Source organism: Streptomyces venezuelae (genome assembly GCF_008642375.1).
In the GTDB taxonomy this organism is placed as follows: domain Bacteria; phylum Actinomycetota; class Actinomycetes; order Streptomycetales; family Streptomycetaceae; genus Streptomyces; species Streptomyces venezuelae_G.
Genome location: NZ_CP029194.1, coordinates 5,705,535 through 5,722,850, shown reverse-complemented (window position 1 = coordinate 5,722,850; position 17,316 = coordinate 5,705,535). Strand labels below are relative to the sequence as shown.

At 73.6% G+C, this 17,316-nt stretch carries 13 protein-coding genes; 5 read left to right on the top strand and 8 right to left on the bottom strand.

Annotated features, from left to right (window positions below; translation table 11 throughout):
• Positions 1-33: 33 nt before the first annotated feature.
• A complete protein-coding gene (gene pepN / locus DEJ46_RS26270) occupies positions 34-2,613 on the top strand; it encodes an aminopeptidase N (RefSeq protein WP_150270209.1) in 2,580 nt (859 codons plus the stop codon).
• Positions 2,614-2,976: 363 nt separating this feature from the next.
• Here the strand turns inward: pepN and alc are convergent, their stop codons facing one another.
• From alc to DEJ46_RS26250, 4 genes are read right to left on the bottom strand one after another with little or no spacing between them, the layout of a single operon-like run.
• A complete protein-coding gene (alc, locus tag DEJ46_RS26265) occupies positions 2,977-4,101 on the bottom strand; it encodes an allantoicase (protein WP_150270207.1) in 1,125 nt (374 codons plus the stop codon).
• A gap of 58 nt (positions 4,102-4,159) precedes the next feature.
• A complete protein-coding gene (locus DEJ46_RS26260; RefSeq protein WP_150270205.1) occupies positions 4,160-5,086 on the bottom strand; it encodes a LysR family transcriptional regulator in 927 nt (308 codons plus the stop codon).
• Between the two features lie 33 nt (positions 5,087-5,119).
• The gene (locus DEJ46_RS26255) at positions 5,120-6,115 is read right to left on the bottom strand and encodes a DMT family transporter (protein ID WP_150270203.1); all 996 of its coding nucleotides are present in this window, start codon (positions 6,113-6,115) and stop codon (positions 5,120-5,122) included.
• Positions 6,116-6,120: 5 nt separating this feature from the next.
• Entirely contained in the window at positions 6,121-7,074 is a 954-nt protein-coding gene (locus tag DEJ46_RS26250; RefSeq protein WP_150270201.1) for an EamA family transporter, read from the bottom strand.
• Positions 7,075-7,208: 134 nt separating this feature from the next.
• On the opposite strand from DEJ46_RS26250, the gene DEJ46_RS26245 reads away from it, so the two are divergent.
• Complete coding sequence (locus tag DEJ46_RS26245) at positions 7,209-7,727, top strand: MarR family winged helix-turn-helix transcriptional regulator (RefSeq protein WP_150270199.1); 519 nt, start codon at positions 7,209-7,211, stop codon at positions 7,725-7,727.
• Between the two features lie 139 nt (positions 7,728-7,866).
• Here DEJ46_RS26245 and DEJ46_RS26240 read toward each other — a convergent pair whose 3' ends face one another.
• Genes DEJ46_RS26240 through DEJ46_RS26230 form a run of 3 tightly spaced genes read right to left on the bottom strand, consistent with a single transcriptional unit; the run spans position 7,867 to position 10,437 of the window.
• On the bottom strand, positions 7,867-8,094 hold the full coding sequence (locus DEJ46_RS26240) for a hypothetical protein (RefSeq protein ID WP_024755554.1): 228 nt from the start codon (positions 8,092-8,094) through the stop codon (positions 7,867-7,869).
• A gap of 20 nt (positions 8,095-8,114) precedes the next feature.
• Positions 8,115-10,235, bottom strand: coding sequence for a 4-alpha-glucanotransferase (gene malQ, locus DEJ46_RS26235; RefSeq protein ID WP_150270197.1), 2,121 nt, complete (start codon positions 10,233-10,235; stop codon positions 8,115-8,117).
• A 1-nt stretch (position 10,236) separates the two neighbouring features.
• The gene (locus DEJ46_RS26230) at positions 10,237-10,437 is read right to left on the bottom strand and encodes a hypothetical protein (RefSeq protein ID WP_150270196.1); all 201 of its coding nucleotides are present in this window, start codon (positions 10,435-10,437) and stop codon (positions 10,237-10,239) included.
• A 271-nt stretch (positions 10,438-10,708) separates the two neighbouring features.
• Here DEJ46_RS26230 and DEJ46_RS26225 point away from each other — a divergent pair, with 271 nt between their 5' ends.
• Entirely contained in the window at positions 10,709-13,954 is a 3,246-nt protein-coding gene (locus tag DEJ46_RS26225) for a beta-N-acetylglucosaminidase domain-containing protein (protein WP_223835096.1), read from the top strand.
• A 98-nt stretch (positions 13,955-14,052) separates the two neighbouring features.
• On the opposite strand, the gene DEJ46_RS26220 is transcribed toward DEJ46_RS26225, so the two are convergent.
• The gene (locus DEJ46_RS26220; RefSeq protein WP_150270194.1) at positions 14,053-14,616 is read right to left on the bottom strand and encodes an HNH endonuclease; all 564 of its coding nucleotides are present in this window, start codon (positions 14,614-14,616) and stop codon (positions 14,053-14,055) included.
• A 267-nt stretch (positions 14,617-14,883) separates the two neighbouring features.
• Here DEJ46_RS26220 and DEJ46_RS26215 point away from each other — a divergent pair, with 267 nt between their 5' ends.
• Together DEJ46_RS26215 and DEJ46_RS26210 are read left to right on the top strand one after the other, a co-directional pair.
• Positions 14,884-15,945 carry a mechanosensitive ion channel family protein gene (locus tag DEJ46_RS26215; protein WP_150270193.1) on the top strand — a complete coding sequence of 354 codons (1,062 nt, stop codon included), beginning with the start codon at positions 14,884-14,886 and terminating at the stop codon, positions 15,943-15,945.
• 156 nt (positions 15,946-16,101) lie between these two features.
• Positions 16,102-17,316, top strand: a complete 1,215-nt coding sequence (locus DEJ46_RS26210; protein ID WP_150270191.1) for an ROK family transcriptional regulator — start codon at positions 16,102-16,104, stop codon at positions 17,314-17,316.

Below are 17,316 nucleotides of genomic sequence, written 5' to 3'. Positions count from 1 at the left end.
GGCCAAACGTCACGAAACCGAGGAGTTGACCGGGTGCCTGGCACAAACCTGACCCGTGAAGAGGCCAAGCAGCGGGCGTCGCTGCTGACCGTGGACGCGTACGAGGTCGAACTCGACCTCACCGGTGCGCAGGAGGGCGGCACCTACCGGTCCGTCACCACCGTCCGCTTCGATTCCGCCGAGGCCGGTGCCGAGACCTTCATCGATCTCGTCGCCCCCGCCGTCCACGAGGTCGTGCTCAACGGCCACGCGCTGGAGATCGGCGCCGTCTTCCGGGACTCCCGGATCGCCCTGCGCCATCTGCAGCAGGGCCGCAACGAGCTCAGGGTCGTCGCCGACTGCGCGTACACCAACACCGGTGAGGGCCTGCACCGCTTCGTCGACCCGGTCGACGACCAGGCCTATCTGTACACCCAGTTCGAGGTGCCGGACGCGCGGCGGGTCTTCGCCTCGTTCGAGCAGCCCGACCTGAAGGCGACCTTCCAGTTCACCGTGAAGGCCCCGACGGGCTGGACGGTGATCTCCAACTCGCCGACGCCGGAGACGCCGAAGGACGACGTCTGGGTCTTTGAGCCGACGCCCCGGATCTCCACGTACATCACGGCGCTGATCGTCGGCCCGTACCACTCGGTGCACTCCTCGTACGAGAAGGACGGGCAGAGCGTCCCGCTCGGCATCTACTGCCGTCCGTCGCTCGCCGAGTTCCTCGACGCCGACCACATCTTCGACGTCACGCGGCAGGGCTTCGACTGGTTCCAGGAGAAGTTCGCCTACGACTACCCCTTCGCCAAGTACGACCAGCTCTTCGTACCGGAGTTCAACGCCGGCGCGATGGAGAACGCGGGCGCGGTCACCATCCGTGACCAGTACGTCTTCCGCTCGAAGGTGACGGACGCGGCCTACGAGCGGCGCGCCGAGACGATCCTGCACGAGCTCGCCCACATGTGGTTCGGCGACCTCGTCACCATGGAGTGGTGGAACGACCTCTGGCTGAACGAGTCGTTCGCCACGTACACCTCGGTCGCCTGCCAGGCCTCCGTGCCGGGCACCCGCTGGCCGAACGCCTGGACGACCTTCGCCAACGCGGAGAAGACCTGGGCCTACCGCCAGGACCAGCTGCCGTCGACGCACCCGATCATGGCGGAGATCAACGACCTGGAGGACGTGCTCGTCAACTTCGACGGGATCACGTACGCCAAGGGCGCCAGCGTCCTGAAGCAGCTCGTCGCCTACGTCGGCCAGGACGAGTTCTTCAAGGGCGTGCAGGCCTACTTCCAGGCGCACGCCTTCGGGAACACCCGCCTGTCCGACCTGCTCGGCGCGCTGGAGGAGACCTCCGGCCGTGACCTGAAGACCTGGTCGAAGGCGTGGCTGGAGACGGCCGGCATCAACATCCTGCGCCCCGAGATCGAGACCGACGAGAACGGTGCCATCACCGCCTTCGCCGTCAAGCAGGAGGCCCCCGCGCTGCCCGCCGGCGCCAAGGGCCAGGCCGTCCTGCGTCCGCACCGGATCGCCATCGGCTTCTACGACCTCGACGCGAGCGGCAAGCTGGTCCGCACCGACCGCCTCGAACTCGACATCGAGGCCGCCGAGCTGACCGCCGTGCCGCAGCTGGTGGGCAAGGCCCGACCGGCCGTCGTCCTCCTCAACGACGACGACCTGTCGTACGCGAAGGTCCGCCTCGACGAGGTGTCCCTCACCAACGTCACCGCGCACCTCGGCGACTTCGCCGACTCGCTGCCGCGCGCCCTGTGCTGGGCGTCCGCCTGGGACATGACCCGCGACGGCGAGCTGGCCACCCGCGACTACCTGGAGCTCGTGCTCTCCGGGGTCGCCAAGGAGTCCGACATCGGCGTCGTCCAGTCCCTCCAGGGCCAGGTCAAGGCCGCCCTGGAGCTGTACGCGGCGCCGGAGTGGCGCGCCGAGGGCCTGTCCCGCTGGGGCACCTTCGCCCAGGAGCAGCTGCGCGCCGCCGAGGGCGGCAGCGACCACCAGCTGGCGTGGGCGCGGGCCTTCGCGGCGACCGCCCGTACGGACGCCGAGCTCGACGTGCTCGCCGGGCTGCTCGACGGCGGTGTGGTGATCGAGGGCCTGGCCGTCGACACCGAGCTGCGCTGGGCGTTCGTGCAGCGCCTCGCGGCCACCGGCCGCTTCGACGAGCCGGAGATCGCCGCCGAGCTGGAGCGCGACCGCACGGCGGCGGGCGAGCGGCACGCGGCGACCGCGCGCGCGGCCCGTCCGACGGAGGCCGCGAAGGCCGAGGCCTGGGCCTCGGTCGTCGAGGACGACAAGCTGGCGAACGCCGTGCAGGAGGCCGTCATCGGCGGCTTCGTCCAGTCCGACCAGCGCGAGCTGCTCGCCCCGTACACGGCGAAGTACTTCGCGTCGATCAAGCGCGTCTCGGAGACCCGCAGCCACGAGATCATCCAGCAGATCGTGGTCGGCCTCTACCCGACGCTCCAGGTCTCGCAGGAGACGCTGGACGCCACGGACGCGTGGATCGCGGAGCACGACCCGGCCCCGGCGCTGCGCCGTCTGGTGACGGAGTCCCGCGCGGGCGTCGAGCGCGCCCTGAAGGCGCAGGCGGCGGACGCGGCCGCCGGCGCGTGACGTCGTGACGTCGTGACGTGAGGAAGGGCCCCCGGACCGATGAGTCCGGGGGCCCTTCCGATGTACGGGGGGTCAGCCCAGGGAGTCGATCCGCTGCCGGCCGCCGGTGCCGACGGTCGCGGCGGGGGCGAGGGCGGCGGCCAGTTGGGCCGCGCCTCTTCTCGCCGTTGATCGGAATCGTTTCATCGGTCCCCCGGATGGCCGACGGTCGCGCCCAGCCGGATGATCTCCGCAGGCGTCGACCGGACGGCGAAGGGGCACCCTCCCCCACGGAGGTGCCCCTTCGCCGCGTCTGGAGTCCGCCCGGCGGGCGGGCGTCGGCGCGCGGCCGCGCCGCCGGGCGGAAGTGCGGGATCCCGCGGGTCAGCCGCCGAGGGCCGCGTACCGGGCGCGCAGGTCGGACGCGCCCTGCTCCGTCAGCGTGCCGTGGAGCCGCATCCGGGCGACGCCGCCGTCGGGGAAGGCGTCGAGGCGGACGTGGGTGACGACTGCCTGGGCGGCGAGCTTGAAGCGGTGCAGGGTGTCGGGCTGGAGGCGGGTCCGGGGGATGATCTCGAACCACTCGCCCGTCTCGCCGTTGCGTCCCTGGAGCGCGATCCAGCCGGCCGAGTTGCCCTTGAGGTAGGCGGTGTCGATCTCGACGGCGCGGACGGCGCCCTGGGCTGCGAGCCGGAAGCGGACCCAGTCGTTGGTGCCGCGTACCCGGCGGCGGCGGTTCTCCCAGCCGTCGTCCATCTTGCGCGAGGTGCCCGGCAGGATGATCTGCGTCGGCGAGGAGTAGAACCTGTCCGAGGCGTCCTCGTACGAGCCGCCGTTGAGTACGGAGATCAGGTCGAGGGTGCCGAGGAGCTCCAGCCACTCGGGGTCGGGCACGACCTCGCCGTGGACGCGGAGGCGGGCGATGCCGCCGTCGGGGTGCTGGCAGAGGCGCAGGTGGGTGTAGCGGCGCTCGGCGTCGATCGTGAAGCCGTTCGCCGCGTGGCCGCGCACGGGGGTCGGCGGGACGAGCTCCTCCCACTTCGCGTCGAGCAGCTCGGCGGGGCTGGGCGAGCCCTCCACCGCGGTGGCCTGGATGCTCACGCGCTGCGGGTAGTTGCCGCGGAAGTGGGCGGTGTCGACGACGATGCCGCGGATCACGCCGGGGGCGCCGAGGCGGACGATCGCCCAGTCGTGGTCCTCGGGGGCGGGGAAGACGTTCTCGGCGTCGGCGCCGCGGCGGCGGCGGGTCTCCCAGCCGTCCATGATCTTGCCCTTGTGGCCGAAGTGCTCCGGGTCGAAGACGGCCCGCTCGCGGACGAGGAGGTTCTCGCGCTCCGAGAAGAACTCGTCGTTGGCGGCGACGACACCGGCGCCGAGGCGGCGGTCGGCGAGGTCGACGAGCTCGGTGAAGGGGAAGTCACCGGACCGGTAGTCGGCGTACGGGTCGCCGCCGGAGTAGGGGGCGGCGTCGTTGGCGTGCGGGTCCTGGGTCTCGTCGAAGTCGCTCATGACTCGACTTTCCCGCGCTCGTCCTCTCCGGTCCATCGAATGTTTTCGATGACGCCGTTCAGTTCTGCTGAACGGTTTCGCGGGCCGCGGCCGCCTGCCGGAGCGCGGCCAGCACCCGGGCCACCGCCGGGCCCTCCTCCGCCCCGCGCCGTACCGCCGCGACGACATGGCGGCGCGGCTGGTCTGCGGAGAGGACGCGCATGACGACCCCGGCGCCGTTCCGGCGGTCGGCGGAGGCCATCCGGGGCACGAGCGCGATCCCCATCCCGGCCTCGACCATGGCGAGGATCGCGGTCCAGCCGGAGGCGCTGTGGGCCTGCTCGGGCACGAAGCCGGCGGCCTCGCAGGCGGCGGTGGTGATCTCCGACCAGGGGCCGGAGCCGCCGAAGATCCACGGCTCGGCGGCGAGGTCGGCGAGGCGGAGGCCGGGCGCTTCGGCGAGCGCGTGCCCGGCGGGCAGGGCGACGTCGAGGGGGTCGGCGAGTAGGGGCACCCGGCTGAACTTGGGGTCGCGCACCGAGGGCGCGTGGGCGGCGAGCGAGAGCGCCAGGTCGACCTCGCCGGCCGTGAGCAGCTCGTACGCCTCCGCCGCCTCGGCCTCCCGGACGCGGATGTCGAGCCCGGGGTGGGCGGTCCCCAGCTGCCGTACGGCGGGGACGACGAGGGCGGGCACGGCCGTCGAGAAGGCCGCCACCCGCAGCTGCCCGGCCTCGCCCCGGAGGTATCCGTCGAGTTCGGCGTCGGCGCGCTCCAGCTGGGCGAAGACCACCTCCGCGTGCCGCAGCACCAGATGGGCGGCGTCGGTGAGGCGGACCCGGCGGCCCTGGGCCTCGAGGAGCCGTACCCCGAGCTGCTTGGCGAGGTTGGTGAGCTGCTGGGACACGGCCGAGGGGGTCATGAGCAGGGCCTCCGCGGTCGCGGTGACGGTGCCGCGGTCACGGAGGGTGCGGAGGATCTGGAGCTTCTTGATGTCCCACTCGGTCATGGGGCGCAACCTACCGGGCGGGGCGGGCGGCACTCAGCGGCCTCGCGCCGAGGCCAGCGCCACTCCGCCGAGGATGAGGGCCATGCTCGCACCGCCGACGAGGCCGAGCCGCTCGCCGAGGAGGGCGTACGAGAGCAGGGCGACGCAGACGGGCTGGAGGTAGTAGACGACACCCGCGCGGGCCGCGCCGACGAGGGCGATCGCCTTGTTCCAGGCGAAGAAGGCGACGGCGGAGGAGAAGACGCCGACGTACAGCAGGGGGCCGACGGTCGCGGGGCCGACGGTGAACCCGCCCTGGACGGTGAGGGACACGGCGTACGCGGGGGCGAGCATCAGGGAGCCGAGCAGGAAGGTGGTGAAGAGGAAGGCGAGTCCGTCGATCTCGGCGGGCTTGCGCTTGAGCAGCGCGCTGTACGAGGCGAAGGACAGGGCCGCGGCGAACATCCACAGGTCGCCGGCGGCGAAGTCGACTGCGAGCGAGCCCTTTCCGACGAGCAGGAGCACGCCCAGCGCGGCGGTCAGCATCCCGAGGATCCGGCGGGCGCCGAGGCGTTCGCCGCCGAGCCGGGCGTACACCGCCATGATCACCGGGGAGGCGGCCATGATCATGCCCATGTTGGAGGCGGAGGTGGTCAGCCCGGCCTGGTGCACGAGGGTGTTGTAGAGGGCGACGCCGAACAGCGAGGCGAGGGCGACGAATCCGAGGTGGCGGCGGATCGTCCGCCACTGCCGCAGGAACGGGCGGGCGGCGAACGGTGCGACGGCGAGCAGCGCGATGATCCAGCGCCAGAAGACGGCCTGGACCGGCGGGACGGTGTCGGCCATGTCGCGGGTGGCGACGAAGCTGCCGGACCAGACGACGGTGGCGAGGAGGGCGAGGAGAACGCCGAGGCCGGCGCCCCGTGCGAGCTTTCTCGCGGGCGCCGGCTTCTCGGTCGTGGTGGTGCCGGTGGCGGTCGAAGGAGTGCCGGTCGTCGGGGTGGTGGTCGTCGGGGTGGTGGTCGGGTGGCGTGCGGTGATCGGGCTCATGCCGCCTACCGTCCCACCCCCGAACCCTCCAGGTCCATCGAAACTTCCTGACCGTTCTGTTCAGTTGAGCTGAACAATTCGACCGGTACGACCGGGACCTTCGGGGTACGAGGCCCCAGCTGGCCGACCAGGGTCGCGCCGAAGGCGATCACCATGCCGAGCACCTGCACCGGACCGAGGGCCTGGCCGAGGGCCGCCCAGCCGATGACGGCCGCGGTGATCGGCGAGAGCGGGCCGAGGAGGGTGGCCGAGGAGGCGCTCAGCCGCTCGATGCCGCGGAACCAGAGGAAGTACGAGATCGCGGTGTTGCCGAGGGCGAGGTAGGCGTAGCCGGCCAGGTTGGTGCCGGTCAGGACCGGCGGAGCGCCCTCGATCAGGAAGGCGATCGGCAGGATGACCAGGCCGCCCGCGGTGAGCTGCCAGCCGGTGAGCGCGAGGGCGCCGACACCCTCGGGGCGGCCCCAGCGCTTGGTGAAGACGATGCCCGCGGACATCGAGAGCGAGGAGAGCAGTCCGGCGACCACGCCGACCATGTCGAAGGCCGCACCGGCCTTGAGGACCACGAGGCTGACGCCGAAGGCGGCGGCCACGGCGGTGAGCAGGGTCTTCACGGTGGGCCTCTCGCCGAGGAAGAGGGCGGCGAGACCCACGACGAAGAGCGGGCCGACGGAGCCGACGACGGCGGCGACCCCGCCGGGCAGCCGGTAGGCGGCGAGGAAGAGCAGCGGGAAGAAGGCGCCGATGTTGAGGGCCCCGAGGACCGCCGACTTCCACCACCAGGCGCCCTGCGGGAGCTTGCGGGTGAGGGCGAGGAGCAGGAGGCCGGCGGGCAGGGCGCGCATCAGGCCGGTGAAGAGGGGCCGGTCGGGCGGCAGGAACTCCGTGGTGACGAAGTAGGTGGAGCCCCAGGAGATCGGGGCGAGCGCGGTGAGTGCGACGACTGCGGCCTTGCGGGACATGACGGTTCCCCCTGCTGTGGAGTGCCCGACCGGTGTGCGCCGGACTGGCTTGGCGGTAATTAACTTAGCACTAAGCTACTTACTTGCAAGTGGCTTTCTTGCCATCGAGTCGCGCGGAAGAGGAGACTGGCCCCATGGAGACGAACACCCCGGCCCCGGCGCCCGCCCATGACGCCGTCGACGCCATCGCCGACCAGTGGGCGGTCGTCCGACCCGACCTGGACACCCTGCCGATGGCCGTCTTCGGGCGGATCTACCGGCTCGCCAACGCGATGCGCGGCCGGGTGGACAAGGCGTACGCGCCCTACGGCATGGCACTCGGGGAGTTCGACGTGCTCGCGACGCTGCGCAGGTCCGGAGAGCCGTACACGCTCTCACCGCGCGAGCTGACCGCCACGCTGATGATCACCACCGGCGGGATGACCGGCCGGCTGGACAAGCTGGAGAAGTCGGGGCTGCTGACCCGCAGCCCCGACCCGCACGACCGGCGCGGGCTGCGGGTGACGCTCACCGAGCACGGCAAGGAGCTCGTGGACCAGGCCGTGGGGGCCGGGCTCGGGCAGCAGCGGGCGGCGCTGGAGGCGGCGCTCACCGACGAGGAGGCGGAGCAGCTGGCGGGACTGCTGCGAAAGCTGCTCGCGACGACCGCCTGAGGGGTGTCCTGCCCTAGGGGACGCCCTGCCCTAGGGGGTTTGTCCTGCTCCAGGGGTGTCTTGCGCGTGAACGCACGCGAGGGCGCCGCACGGTACGTCGGTACCGTGCGGCGCCCTCGGAGAGGCGGAGAGGAGGCGGTCAGGCCTTCTTGGACTTGTCGAGCACCATCACCAGGCCGATGATGACCAGGAACAGCGCCAGCGGGGCGGCCACGAACAGGCCGAGGGTCTCGACGACCTCCAGCTTGGGAGCCGGGTCGTCACCGTCGTCGCGGGTGAGCGCGAGCGCGGGGGACGACATGAGCAGCATCATCAGCGTCGTACCGGCCGCGACGGCGCCGGCGCGCAGGGCGTTCTTCTTGTCCACAGCCCCAAAGTAGCGAACACCTAAACGGGCCGCGCGCCCGGGGGTACCGTACGGGCGTTCCCGGGGTCGGTACGGGCGCTCTCCGGGTCCGTGCGGGCGTGCAGCTCGCGGAGCAGGGCGTGGGCGCGGGGCGAGGCCGTGAGGCGCTCCAGGGTGAGGGGCTGACCGCCCGGGTCCGCGATCGGCAGCCGCCAGTTGGGGTACTCGTCCCAGGTGCCCGGCAGGTTCTGCGGCCTGCGGTCCCCCACCGCGTCCGGCAGCCACACCCCCACCATCCGGGCCGGGGTGCTCAGCAGGAAGCGGTGGACCGCCAGGATCTCGGCCCGCTCGTCCCCCGCTCCCTCCGGGAGCAGCCCGAGCCGCTGGAAGAGCCCCAGCCACTCGGTGGTCTCGGCCGCGTCCGCCGCCCGGTCGCGCTCCGGGTCGCCGTCGAGGAGCCCGAGCCGGTGCCGCAGGGCGACGTGGTCGCCGGAGAGCCGGGCGGCCGTCGGGGGCAGGTCATGGGTGGTGGCCGTGGCCACGCACTCCGCGCGCCACCGCTCCGGGGGCACCGGGCGGCCGGAGCCCGCCCAGTCCCGCTCGAACCAGAGCACGGAGGTCCCGAACACCCCGCGCCGGGACAGCTCCTCCCGTACGCCCGGCTCGACCGTGCCGAGGTCCTCGCCGATGACGAGGGCGCCCGCGCGGTGCGCCTCCAGGACGAGGACGGCGAGCATCGCCTCGGCGTCGTACCGGACGTACGTCCCCGCGGTGGGCTCGCTGCCCTCGGGCACCCACCACAGCCGGAACAAGCCCATCACGTGGTCGATGCGCAGGGCGCCCGCGTGGCGCAGGAGTTCGCGCAGGAGTCCGCGGTACGGGGCGTAGCCGGCGGCGGCGAGGGCGTCGGGCCGCCACGGCGGCAGGCCCCAGTCCTGGCCCCGGGCGTTGAAGGCGTCGGGCGGGGCGCCGACCGACATGCCCGCCGCGAAGGCGTCCTGCTGCGCCCAGGCGTCCGAGCCCTCCGGGTGGACGCCGACGGCCAGGTCGTGGACGATCCCGACCGCCATCCCGGCCTCGCGGGCGGCCTCGGCGACCTCGGCCAGCTGCCGGTCCGTCAGCCAGGCCAGCCGGCAGTGGAAGTCGACCCGGGCCGCGAGGGCGGGGTCGGCGCGCACGGCGCGCTCCGCCGAGCGCGGCTCGCGCAGCTCCTCGGGCCAGTCCCGCCAGTGCGGGCCGTGCCGCTCGGCGAGGGCCTGGTAGGTGGCGTGGTCCTCCAGGGCACGGCCCCGCTCGGCGAGGAAGTCGTGGTACTCGGCGCGCCGCCCGGGCCCGAGCTCCACGCTCCCGACCACGAGCTCCAGGGCCCGTCGCTTGACGTCCCACACCGCGTCACGGTCGATCAGGGCGCCTTTGCCGAGCACCCGTTCGCGCAGTTCGGCCGCCTCGGCGAGGATGCGGTCGAGCGCGTCGCGGTGGCCGGGGTCCACGTGCGCGTACTCGGGGACGGACTCGATCCGCAGGTGGACCGGGTCCGGGAAGCGGCGCGAGGAGGGGCGGTACGGCGAGGGGTCGCTCGGCGCCCCGGGCACGCCCGCGTGCAGGGGGTTGACCTGGACGAAGCCGGCGCCGTGCGTGCGGCCCGCCCAGGTGGCGAGCTCCCGCAGGTCCCCGAGGTCGCCCATGCCCCAGGAGCGGGTGGACAGCAGCGAGTAGAGCTGGACGAGCAGCCCGTACGCGCGACGGTCGGGCCCGGGCACGCGCGCGGGGCTCACGATGAGGGTGCTCGTGGCGGCGCGCCCGTCGGGGGCCGTCGCCTCCACCGTGTGGACGCCGAGGGGCAGCCGCTCCCAGTCGCCGCCGGTGAGGACCGCGCCCTCCTCCGTGGTGACCCGCAGTCGGGTACCGGGCGGCAGGTCCGCCGGAGGGCAGAGGGCGTCCTCCCCCCGCCGCCGGACCAGGGTGGGGGGCAGCAGCCGCTCCCGCTCGGCCCGTTCCGCCGCGGCGAGGGCCGCGTCGACCGCCTCGGGGGTGGTCGCGTCCACGCCCAGGGCGCCGAGGACGGCCACCACGGCGGCGTCCGGCACGGAGACGGTGACGCCCGCGGAGGGGCTGTACTCGGTGGCGACGCCGTGACGGGCGGCGAGACGGGCCAGGGTCACATCACACTCCGGGGGACTCCGAACCGCCCGCGCTGCCGCGGACGGTGGGTTCGCTGGTGAGGGGTGCCGCCTCGGTCAGGGGCGGCTCGCTGGTGAGGGGCGTCGTGTCGGGCAGCGGCGGTTCGCTGGTCAGCGGGGAGTCGGGGCCTGCCGACTGCTGAGGAATCCGTATCCGTCCGGGGTGGCGGGCGGTCGTGGTCACGGGGGTCTCCCGGTTTCGTCTCGACAGATGGGCTCGGGGGTAACAGCTGAGCCCTACCCACCGCACCTCGTTTTACCGGCGGAAAGTGGCGAAGTGACGTCATCTCCGTGACGGCTCGCCGGGCAAAGCCGACACATCGGCCACACGCATTGACACCCCAGTGCGACGGGTGGTGGGCTCGTGACCCACTCGTTACCGAACGGCAGAGCGGCCGGCGGCGCGGCCGACCCGGCTGCCCACCGGGCCGCCCACCGGGCCGAAGGGAGTTCCCGTGCACCTCGGGCGCAGGAAGCGCACGGCGACGGCGGTCGCCGCCGCCGTCATCGGCGGACTCCTCGGCGGCGCCGCTCCGGGCGCGGTGCAGGCTGCCCCCGTACCGCCTCCGGCCGGCGCGCCCGCCTCGTCCCCGACCGCCTCCTCCACGACCGCCCCCGCCACGACGGCCGGCTCCTCCAAGGCCGGGTCTTCCACGGCCGGGAGTTCGGCGGCCACGCGCGCGCCCACGTCCCCGACCGCGACCGCGACCGCGACCGCGACAGATGACGCCGCCCCGGCTGCCGGGGCGGCGCCCGCCGTCTGGCCCCGGCCCCAGTCGCTGACCGGCCGCGGACCCGCCGTACGCCTCGGGGACGAGGTCACGCTGCTCGCGGACGCCGACGCCGATCCGTACGCCCTCGCCGCCCTGCGGGAGGTGCTGACGGCCGCCGGGGTGCGTGCCGTCCACACCGGACTGCCCGGCCGCGGGCCGGTGTTCCGGGTCTCGGGGAAATCCGGCGAGGCCACCGAGGAGGCGCTGAAGGCCCTGCGCCTGCCCGAGCGGCTCGATCTGCCGCGCGGCGGCTACCAGCTCGCGACGGGCCGCTTCCAGGGGCGGGACACGGTCGTCCTGGACGGCGTCGGCGAGGACGGCGTCTTCCACGCCGTCCAGACGCTGCGTCAGCTCGTCGGCACCGGCGGGGAGGTCCCCGGGGTCGCCGTGCGCGACTGGCCGGGCACGGCCGAGCGCGGCATCACCGAGGGCTTCTACGGCCGCCCCTGGAGCCTTGAGCAGCGCCTCGCCCAGGTCGACTTCCTGGGCCGCACCAAGCAGAACCGCTATCTGTACGCGCCCGGCGGCGACCCGTACCGCCAGGCGCAGTGGCGCGAGGCCTATCCGGCCGCGCAGCAGGAGGAGTTCCGCGCGCTCGCCGAGCGGGCCCGGGCCAACCATGTGACGCTCGGCTGGGCCGTGGCGCCCGCCCAGTCCATGTGCCTGGCCTCCGACGCCGACGTGGCCGCCCTGACCCGGAAGATCGACGCGATGTGGGCGCTCGGGGTGCGCTCCTTCCAGCTCCAGTTCCCCGACGCCGGCTACGGCGAGTGGCACTGCTCGAAGGACGCGGACGCCTTCGGGCGCGACGCGAAGGGCGCGGCCGCCGCCCACGCGCGCGTGGCCAACGCCGTCGCCCGTCACCTCGCCGAGCGGCACCCGGACGGCGAACCCCTGACGGTGCTGCCGACGGAGTACTACCAGGACGGTACGAGCGAGTACCGCGCGGAGCTCGCCGGGGCGCTGGACACGGACGTACGGGTCGCGTGGACGGGCGTCGGCGTCGTCCCGCGCACGATCACCGGCGGCGAACTGGCCGGGGCCCGTGAGGCGCTGGGCCATCCGCTGGTCACCATGGACAACTACCCGGTCAACGACTACGCGCAGGACCGGCTGTTCCTCGGCCCGTCCACGGGCCGGGACCCGGCCGTGGCGGCCGGTTCCGCCGCCTTCCTCGCCCACGCCATGGAGCAGCCCGCCGCCTCACGCGTCCCGCTCTTCACCGCCGCCGACTACGCCTGGAACCCCAAGGGCTACCGGCCGCAGGAGTCCTGGCACGCCGCCGTCGACGACCTCGCGGGCCCGGACCCGGCCGCCCGTGAGGCCCTGCTGGCGCTCGCCGCGAACGACGCCTCCTCCATCCTGGACCCGAAGGGCGAATCGGCCTACCTGAAGCCGCTCATGGCCGCCTTCTGGGACTCGCGCACGAGCCCCGGCGGCGCCGCCGGCACGGCGGCGGAGGAGAAGGCGGCACGCGAACTGAAGGCCGCCTTCACCGTGATGCGCCAGGCCCCCGAGCGGCTCGCCGCCACCGCCGGCGGCACGCTGGACGACGAGACGGGACCCTGGCTCGACCAGCTCTCCCGGTACGGCCTGGCGGGCGAGACCGCGGTCGACATGCTGCTCGCCCAGGCGCGCGGCGACGGCGCGGCGGCCTGGCAGGCGCAGCTGCGCCTCGAACCACTGCGGGAGGCCATCGAGGCGAGCCGGGTGACGGTCGGCGCGGGAGTCCTCGACCCGTTCCTCACGCGCGCGGTGACGGAGTCGACGGCCTGGACGGGTGCCGACCGCACCCCGGCCGGCCGGACCGACCGCGCCCCCGACTCGTACACCGTGCGGCTCGACCGGGCGCGGCCCGTGGAGACCCTGACGGTGATGACCGCCCGTACGGACACGGGTTCGGGTACGGGCACGGGCGGCGCGCCCGGCACGGACGCGCGCGTGGAGGCGTACGTCCCCGGGGAGGGCTGGCGGGCGCTCGGCGCGCTGTCCGCCTCCGGCTGGACGCAGGCCGATCTGAAGGGCCTGCGCGCGGACGCTCTGCGGGTCGTCTGGAGCGGCGGAGGACCGGCGCCCGACGTGCGCTCGCTGGTGCCGTGGTTCGCGGACGGGCCGCGGGCCGGGCTCGAACTGGCCCGCACGGAGACGGACGCGGAGATCGGCGGCCCCGCGCAGCGGGTGGACGTGGAGCTGACGGGGCTGCGCGCGGGCGAGGTGCGCGGGCCGATCACGGCGAAGGCTCCGAAGGGGATCGTGGTCCGGCTCCCGAAGCAGGCCGCGGTGGAGCGGGGCGCGCGGACGACCGTCCCCCTGGAGGTGTCGGTGGGCGCGGCCGTGCCGTCCGGCTCGTACCGGGTGCCGGTGTCCTTCGCGGGCGAGGAGCGGGTCCTGACCGTGCGGGCCTTCCCGCGCACGGCGGGCCCGGACCTGGCGCAGGCCGCTTCGGCGTCCTCGTCGGGCGACGAGACCCCTGACTTCCCCGCCTCCTCGGCGCTGGACGGCGACGCGAAGACCCGCTGGTCCTCCCCGGCGGAGGACGGCGCCTGGTGGCAGATGGAGCTGGCCGAGCCCGCGCGGATAGGCCAGGTGGTACTGCACTGGCAGGACGCCTACGCCTCCCGCTACCGCGTCCAGGTCTCGGCCGACGGCCGCGTCTGGCGCACGGCGGCGACCGTCTCCGACGGGCGGGGCGGCCGGGAGTCGGTCCGGATGGACGCGGCGGACACGCGCTTCCTGCGGGTGCAGGGCGAGACCCGCGCGACGCCCTACGGCTACTCGCTCTGGTCGGTGGAGACGTACGCGGTGGCCCCGCAGGACCCGCCGAAGAAGCCGGCGGAACCGACGGAACCGACGGAGACGCCGACGAAGCCCGGGACGGAGACGCCCGAGCAGCCCGAGGGCGCTCCGGAGGAGCGGGACACCCCCTGAGGGGTGCCCCCGTCCCCGTACGCGAAAGGCCTCCGTACGCGAAGGCCGGGCACGCGAAGGCCGGGCACGCGAAGGCCCGGGTACGCGAAAGGCCCGGCTCAACCCGTCGTCAGCGCCCCCACAGGGGCGTCCGCGACGGAGTCGATCCGGGCCATCACGTCCTCGGCACCGTACGGCTGGAGGTAGGGCAGCCAGCGGGGGTCCCGGTGTCCGGTCCCGATGATCCGCCAGGCCAGGCCGGTGGGCGGGGCCGGTTGGTGGCGCAGTCTCCAGCCGATCTCGCGCAGGTGCCGGTCGGCCTTGACGTGGTTGCAGCGGCGGCAGGCCGCCACCACGTTCTCCCAGGCGTGCGTGCCGCCCCGGCTGCGCGGGATGACGTGGTCGACGCTGGTGGCGACGCCCCCGCAGTACATGCAGCGCCCGCCGTCGCGGGCGAAGAGGGCTCTACGGGTCAAGGGAACGGGCCCCCGGTAGGGGACCCGCACGAAGCGCTTCAGTCGCACCACGCTCGGCGCGGGGAGGACTTGGGTCTCGCTGTGCAGGAAGGCGCCGGACTCCTCGAGGCAGAGAGCCTTGTTCTCCAGCACGAGGACGAGTGCGCGGCGGAGCGGTACGACGCCGAGGGGCTCGTACGACGCGTTGAGGACCAGGACATGCGGCACGGATGCCTCCAATGGCGCCGGCGGCGCGTGGCTCGCGCCGGGACGAACTGCTCTCAGTCTCTCCTCAGGCCTGGTCGGAGCGCCACCACGTACCGGGATCGGGGTGACGGGCCCGGAGTGTTCTCGACCACATCGGCATCTCCTCCTCTTACCTGCTCCTTACTTGCCCAGGTGAGGTCCGTCTCTCCCTCGAACAGGGCAACAGGACCACGGCCGATGCCCCGTTAGTGTGGATGGTCTGCGTACGCGACACCTGGAGGTTGCCCCGTGTCCTGGTCCGCCCTAGCGGCTGCCACCGAACCCGAGCCCATTCCGGTGACCCTGGACGAGGCGGCGGAGAAGGCCACGAACGCGGCGAGCTGGGTGGAGGAGAACTGGTCCACCTGGCTGAACACCGGGCTCCGCATCCTGCTCATCCTGATCGTCGCGCTCCTGCTGCGGATGGCCGTCCGCCGTGCCCTGACGAAGCTGATCGAGCGGATGAACCGTTCGGCGACGGCGGTGGAGGGGACGGCCCTCGGCGGCCTGCTCGTCAACACGGAGCGGCGCCGGCAGCGCTCGGAGGCGATCGGCTCGGTGCTGCGCTCGGTCGCGTCGTTCCTGATCCTGGGCACGGCGGGGCTGATGATCCTCGGCGCCTTCAAGATCGACCTGGCGCCGCTGCTCGCCTCGGCCGGTGTGGCCGGTGTGGCGATCGGCTTCGGCGCGCGGAACCTCGTGACGGACTTCCTCTCCGGCGTCTTCATGATCCTGGAGGACCAGTACGGGGTCGGTGACTCCGTCGACGCGGGCGTGGCCTCCGGCGAGGTCGTCGAGGTGGGCCTGCGGGTGACCAAGCTCCGCGGCGTGGACGGCGAGATCTGGTACGTGCGCAACGGCGAGATCAAGCGGATAGGAAACCTCAGCCAGGGCTGGGCGACGGCGGGCGTGGACGTGACCGTCCGGCCGACGGAGGACCTGGAGCGGGTGAAGTCCGTGATCACCGAGGCGGCGGACTCCATGGCCAAGGACGAGCCGTGGAACGAGCGCCTGTGGGGTCCGGTCGAGGTCCTCGGTCTGAGCGAGGTGCTGCTCGACTCGATGACCGTCCGGGTCTCGGCGAAGACGATGCCGGGCAAGGCGCTGGGTGTGGAGCGTGAACTGCGCTGGCGCATCAAGCAGGGCCTGGACGAGGCCGGCATCCGGATCGTGGGCGGGGTCCCGGCCCAGGCCGAGGAGGCCGCGGCCGATCCGACGGCGGGCATGGCGGCCCCGTCGGCCTTCGCCTCGGCGACCTCGCCGCAGTCGGCGGCGGCGACCCCGCTGCCGAGGACGGACCTCACCAAGTAGAAGAAGCAGGGCAGGACGCCCCCGCGGGTAACGCTTCGGTTGCCTTCGGGGGCGTCTCGCGTTCCCGGGTATTGACGTCCCGGTGACGGTCGCCTTATTTTCCTCCCACCGAATAGGAAACTTTCCTAACAGTGTGCGAAGGCAGGTGCGACCGTCATGACCGGTACGACCCCGGGCACGCCCGGCACACCGCGTGTGCTGCGCGCCATGAACGACCGCGCCGCCCTGGACCTGCTCCTCGAACACGGACCGCTCTCCCGGACCCGGATCGGCAAGCTCACCGGCCTGTCCAAGCCGACCGCCTCCCAGCTGCTCGCCCGGCTCGAGGCCGCCGGCCTCGTCGTCGCCACCGGCACCACCGAAGGCCGGCCAGGACCCAACGCCCAGCTGTACGCGGTGAACGCGCGCGCCGCGTACGCCGCCGGGCTCGACGTCAACGGCGACCGCATCCACGCCGCCGTCGCCGACGTCACCGGCGAGATCGTCGGCGAGTACGAGCTCCGCACCCCCGGCCGCAGCGCCTCCGGCGTCGTCCGCCAGGTCACCGACGCCCTCGACGGGGCCGTCAAGGCGGCCGGGATCGCCCTCGACGAGGTCCGGCGCCTGGTCATCGGCACGCCCGGCGCCTTCGACCCGGCGACCGGACGGCTGCGGTACGCCTCCCACCTGCCCGGCTGGCACTCCCCCACCCTCCTGGAGGAGCTGGCCGCCGCTCTGCCCATGCCCTTCGAGTACGAGAACGACGTCAACCTCGTCGCCATCGCCGAGCAGCGCGTGGGCGCCGCCCGTGGTCACGCCGACTTCGCCCTGCTGTGGAACGAGGAGGGCATGGGAGCCGCCCTCGTCCTCGGCGGCCGGCTGCACCGCGGCTTCACCGGCGGCGCCGGCGAGGTCGGCTTCCTGCCCGTCCCCGGCACCCCGCTGGTCCGGCAGGTCACCAAGGCCAATTCCGGCGGCTACCAGGAGCTCGCGGGCGTCCAGGCCGTGCCCAGGATCGCCCGCGCCATCGGGATCGACACCCCCGAGCAGCCGTACGTACCGGTCGCGAGCGGCCTGCTGTCCCGGGCCGCCGAGACCCATGAGGACGACCCGCTGTACGCGGAGCTGCTCGACCGGTACGCCGAGCGCGTCGCCACCGGCCTCGCCTCGATCGTCGCCGTCCTCGACCCCGAGCTGATCGTGCTCTCCGGTGACGTCCTCGTCGCCGGCGGCGAACCGCTGCGCGCCCGCGTCCAGTCCGAGCTCGCCGAGCTCGCGGCCTCCCGTCCGCGGCTCGTCCTCGCCGCCGTACCCCGGCGCCCGGTGCTGCGCGGCGCCCTCGAAAGCGCCCTCGCGACCACGCGCGACGAGGTCTTCGACACCTCGCGCTGA

Coding starts and splice junctions, on each gene's coding strand:
- DEJ46_RS26245 (WP_150270199.1), top strand. CDS start 7,209: ATGGAGACGAACACCCCGGCCCCGGCGCCCGCCCATGACGCCGTCGAC.
- DEJ46_RS26255 (WP_150270203.1), bottom strand. CDS start 6,115: ATGAGCCCGATCACCGCACGCCACCCGACCACCACCCCGACGACCACC.
- DEJ46_RS26260 (WP_150270205.1), bottom strand. CDS start 5,086: ATGACCGAGTGGGACATCAAGAAGCTCCAGATCCTCCGCACCCTCCGT.
- alc (WP_150270207.1), bottom strand. CDS start 4,101: ATGAGCGACTTCGACGAGACCCAGGACCCGCACGCCAACGACGCCGCC.
- DEJ46_RS26210 (WP_150270191.1), top strand. CDS start 16,102: ATGACCGGTACGACCCCGGGCACGCCCGGCACACCGCGTGTGCTGCGC.
- DEJ46_RS26250 (WP_150270201.1), bottom strand. CDS start 7,074: ATGTCCCGCAAGGCCGCAGTCGTCGCACTCACCGCGCTCGCCCCGATC.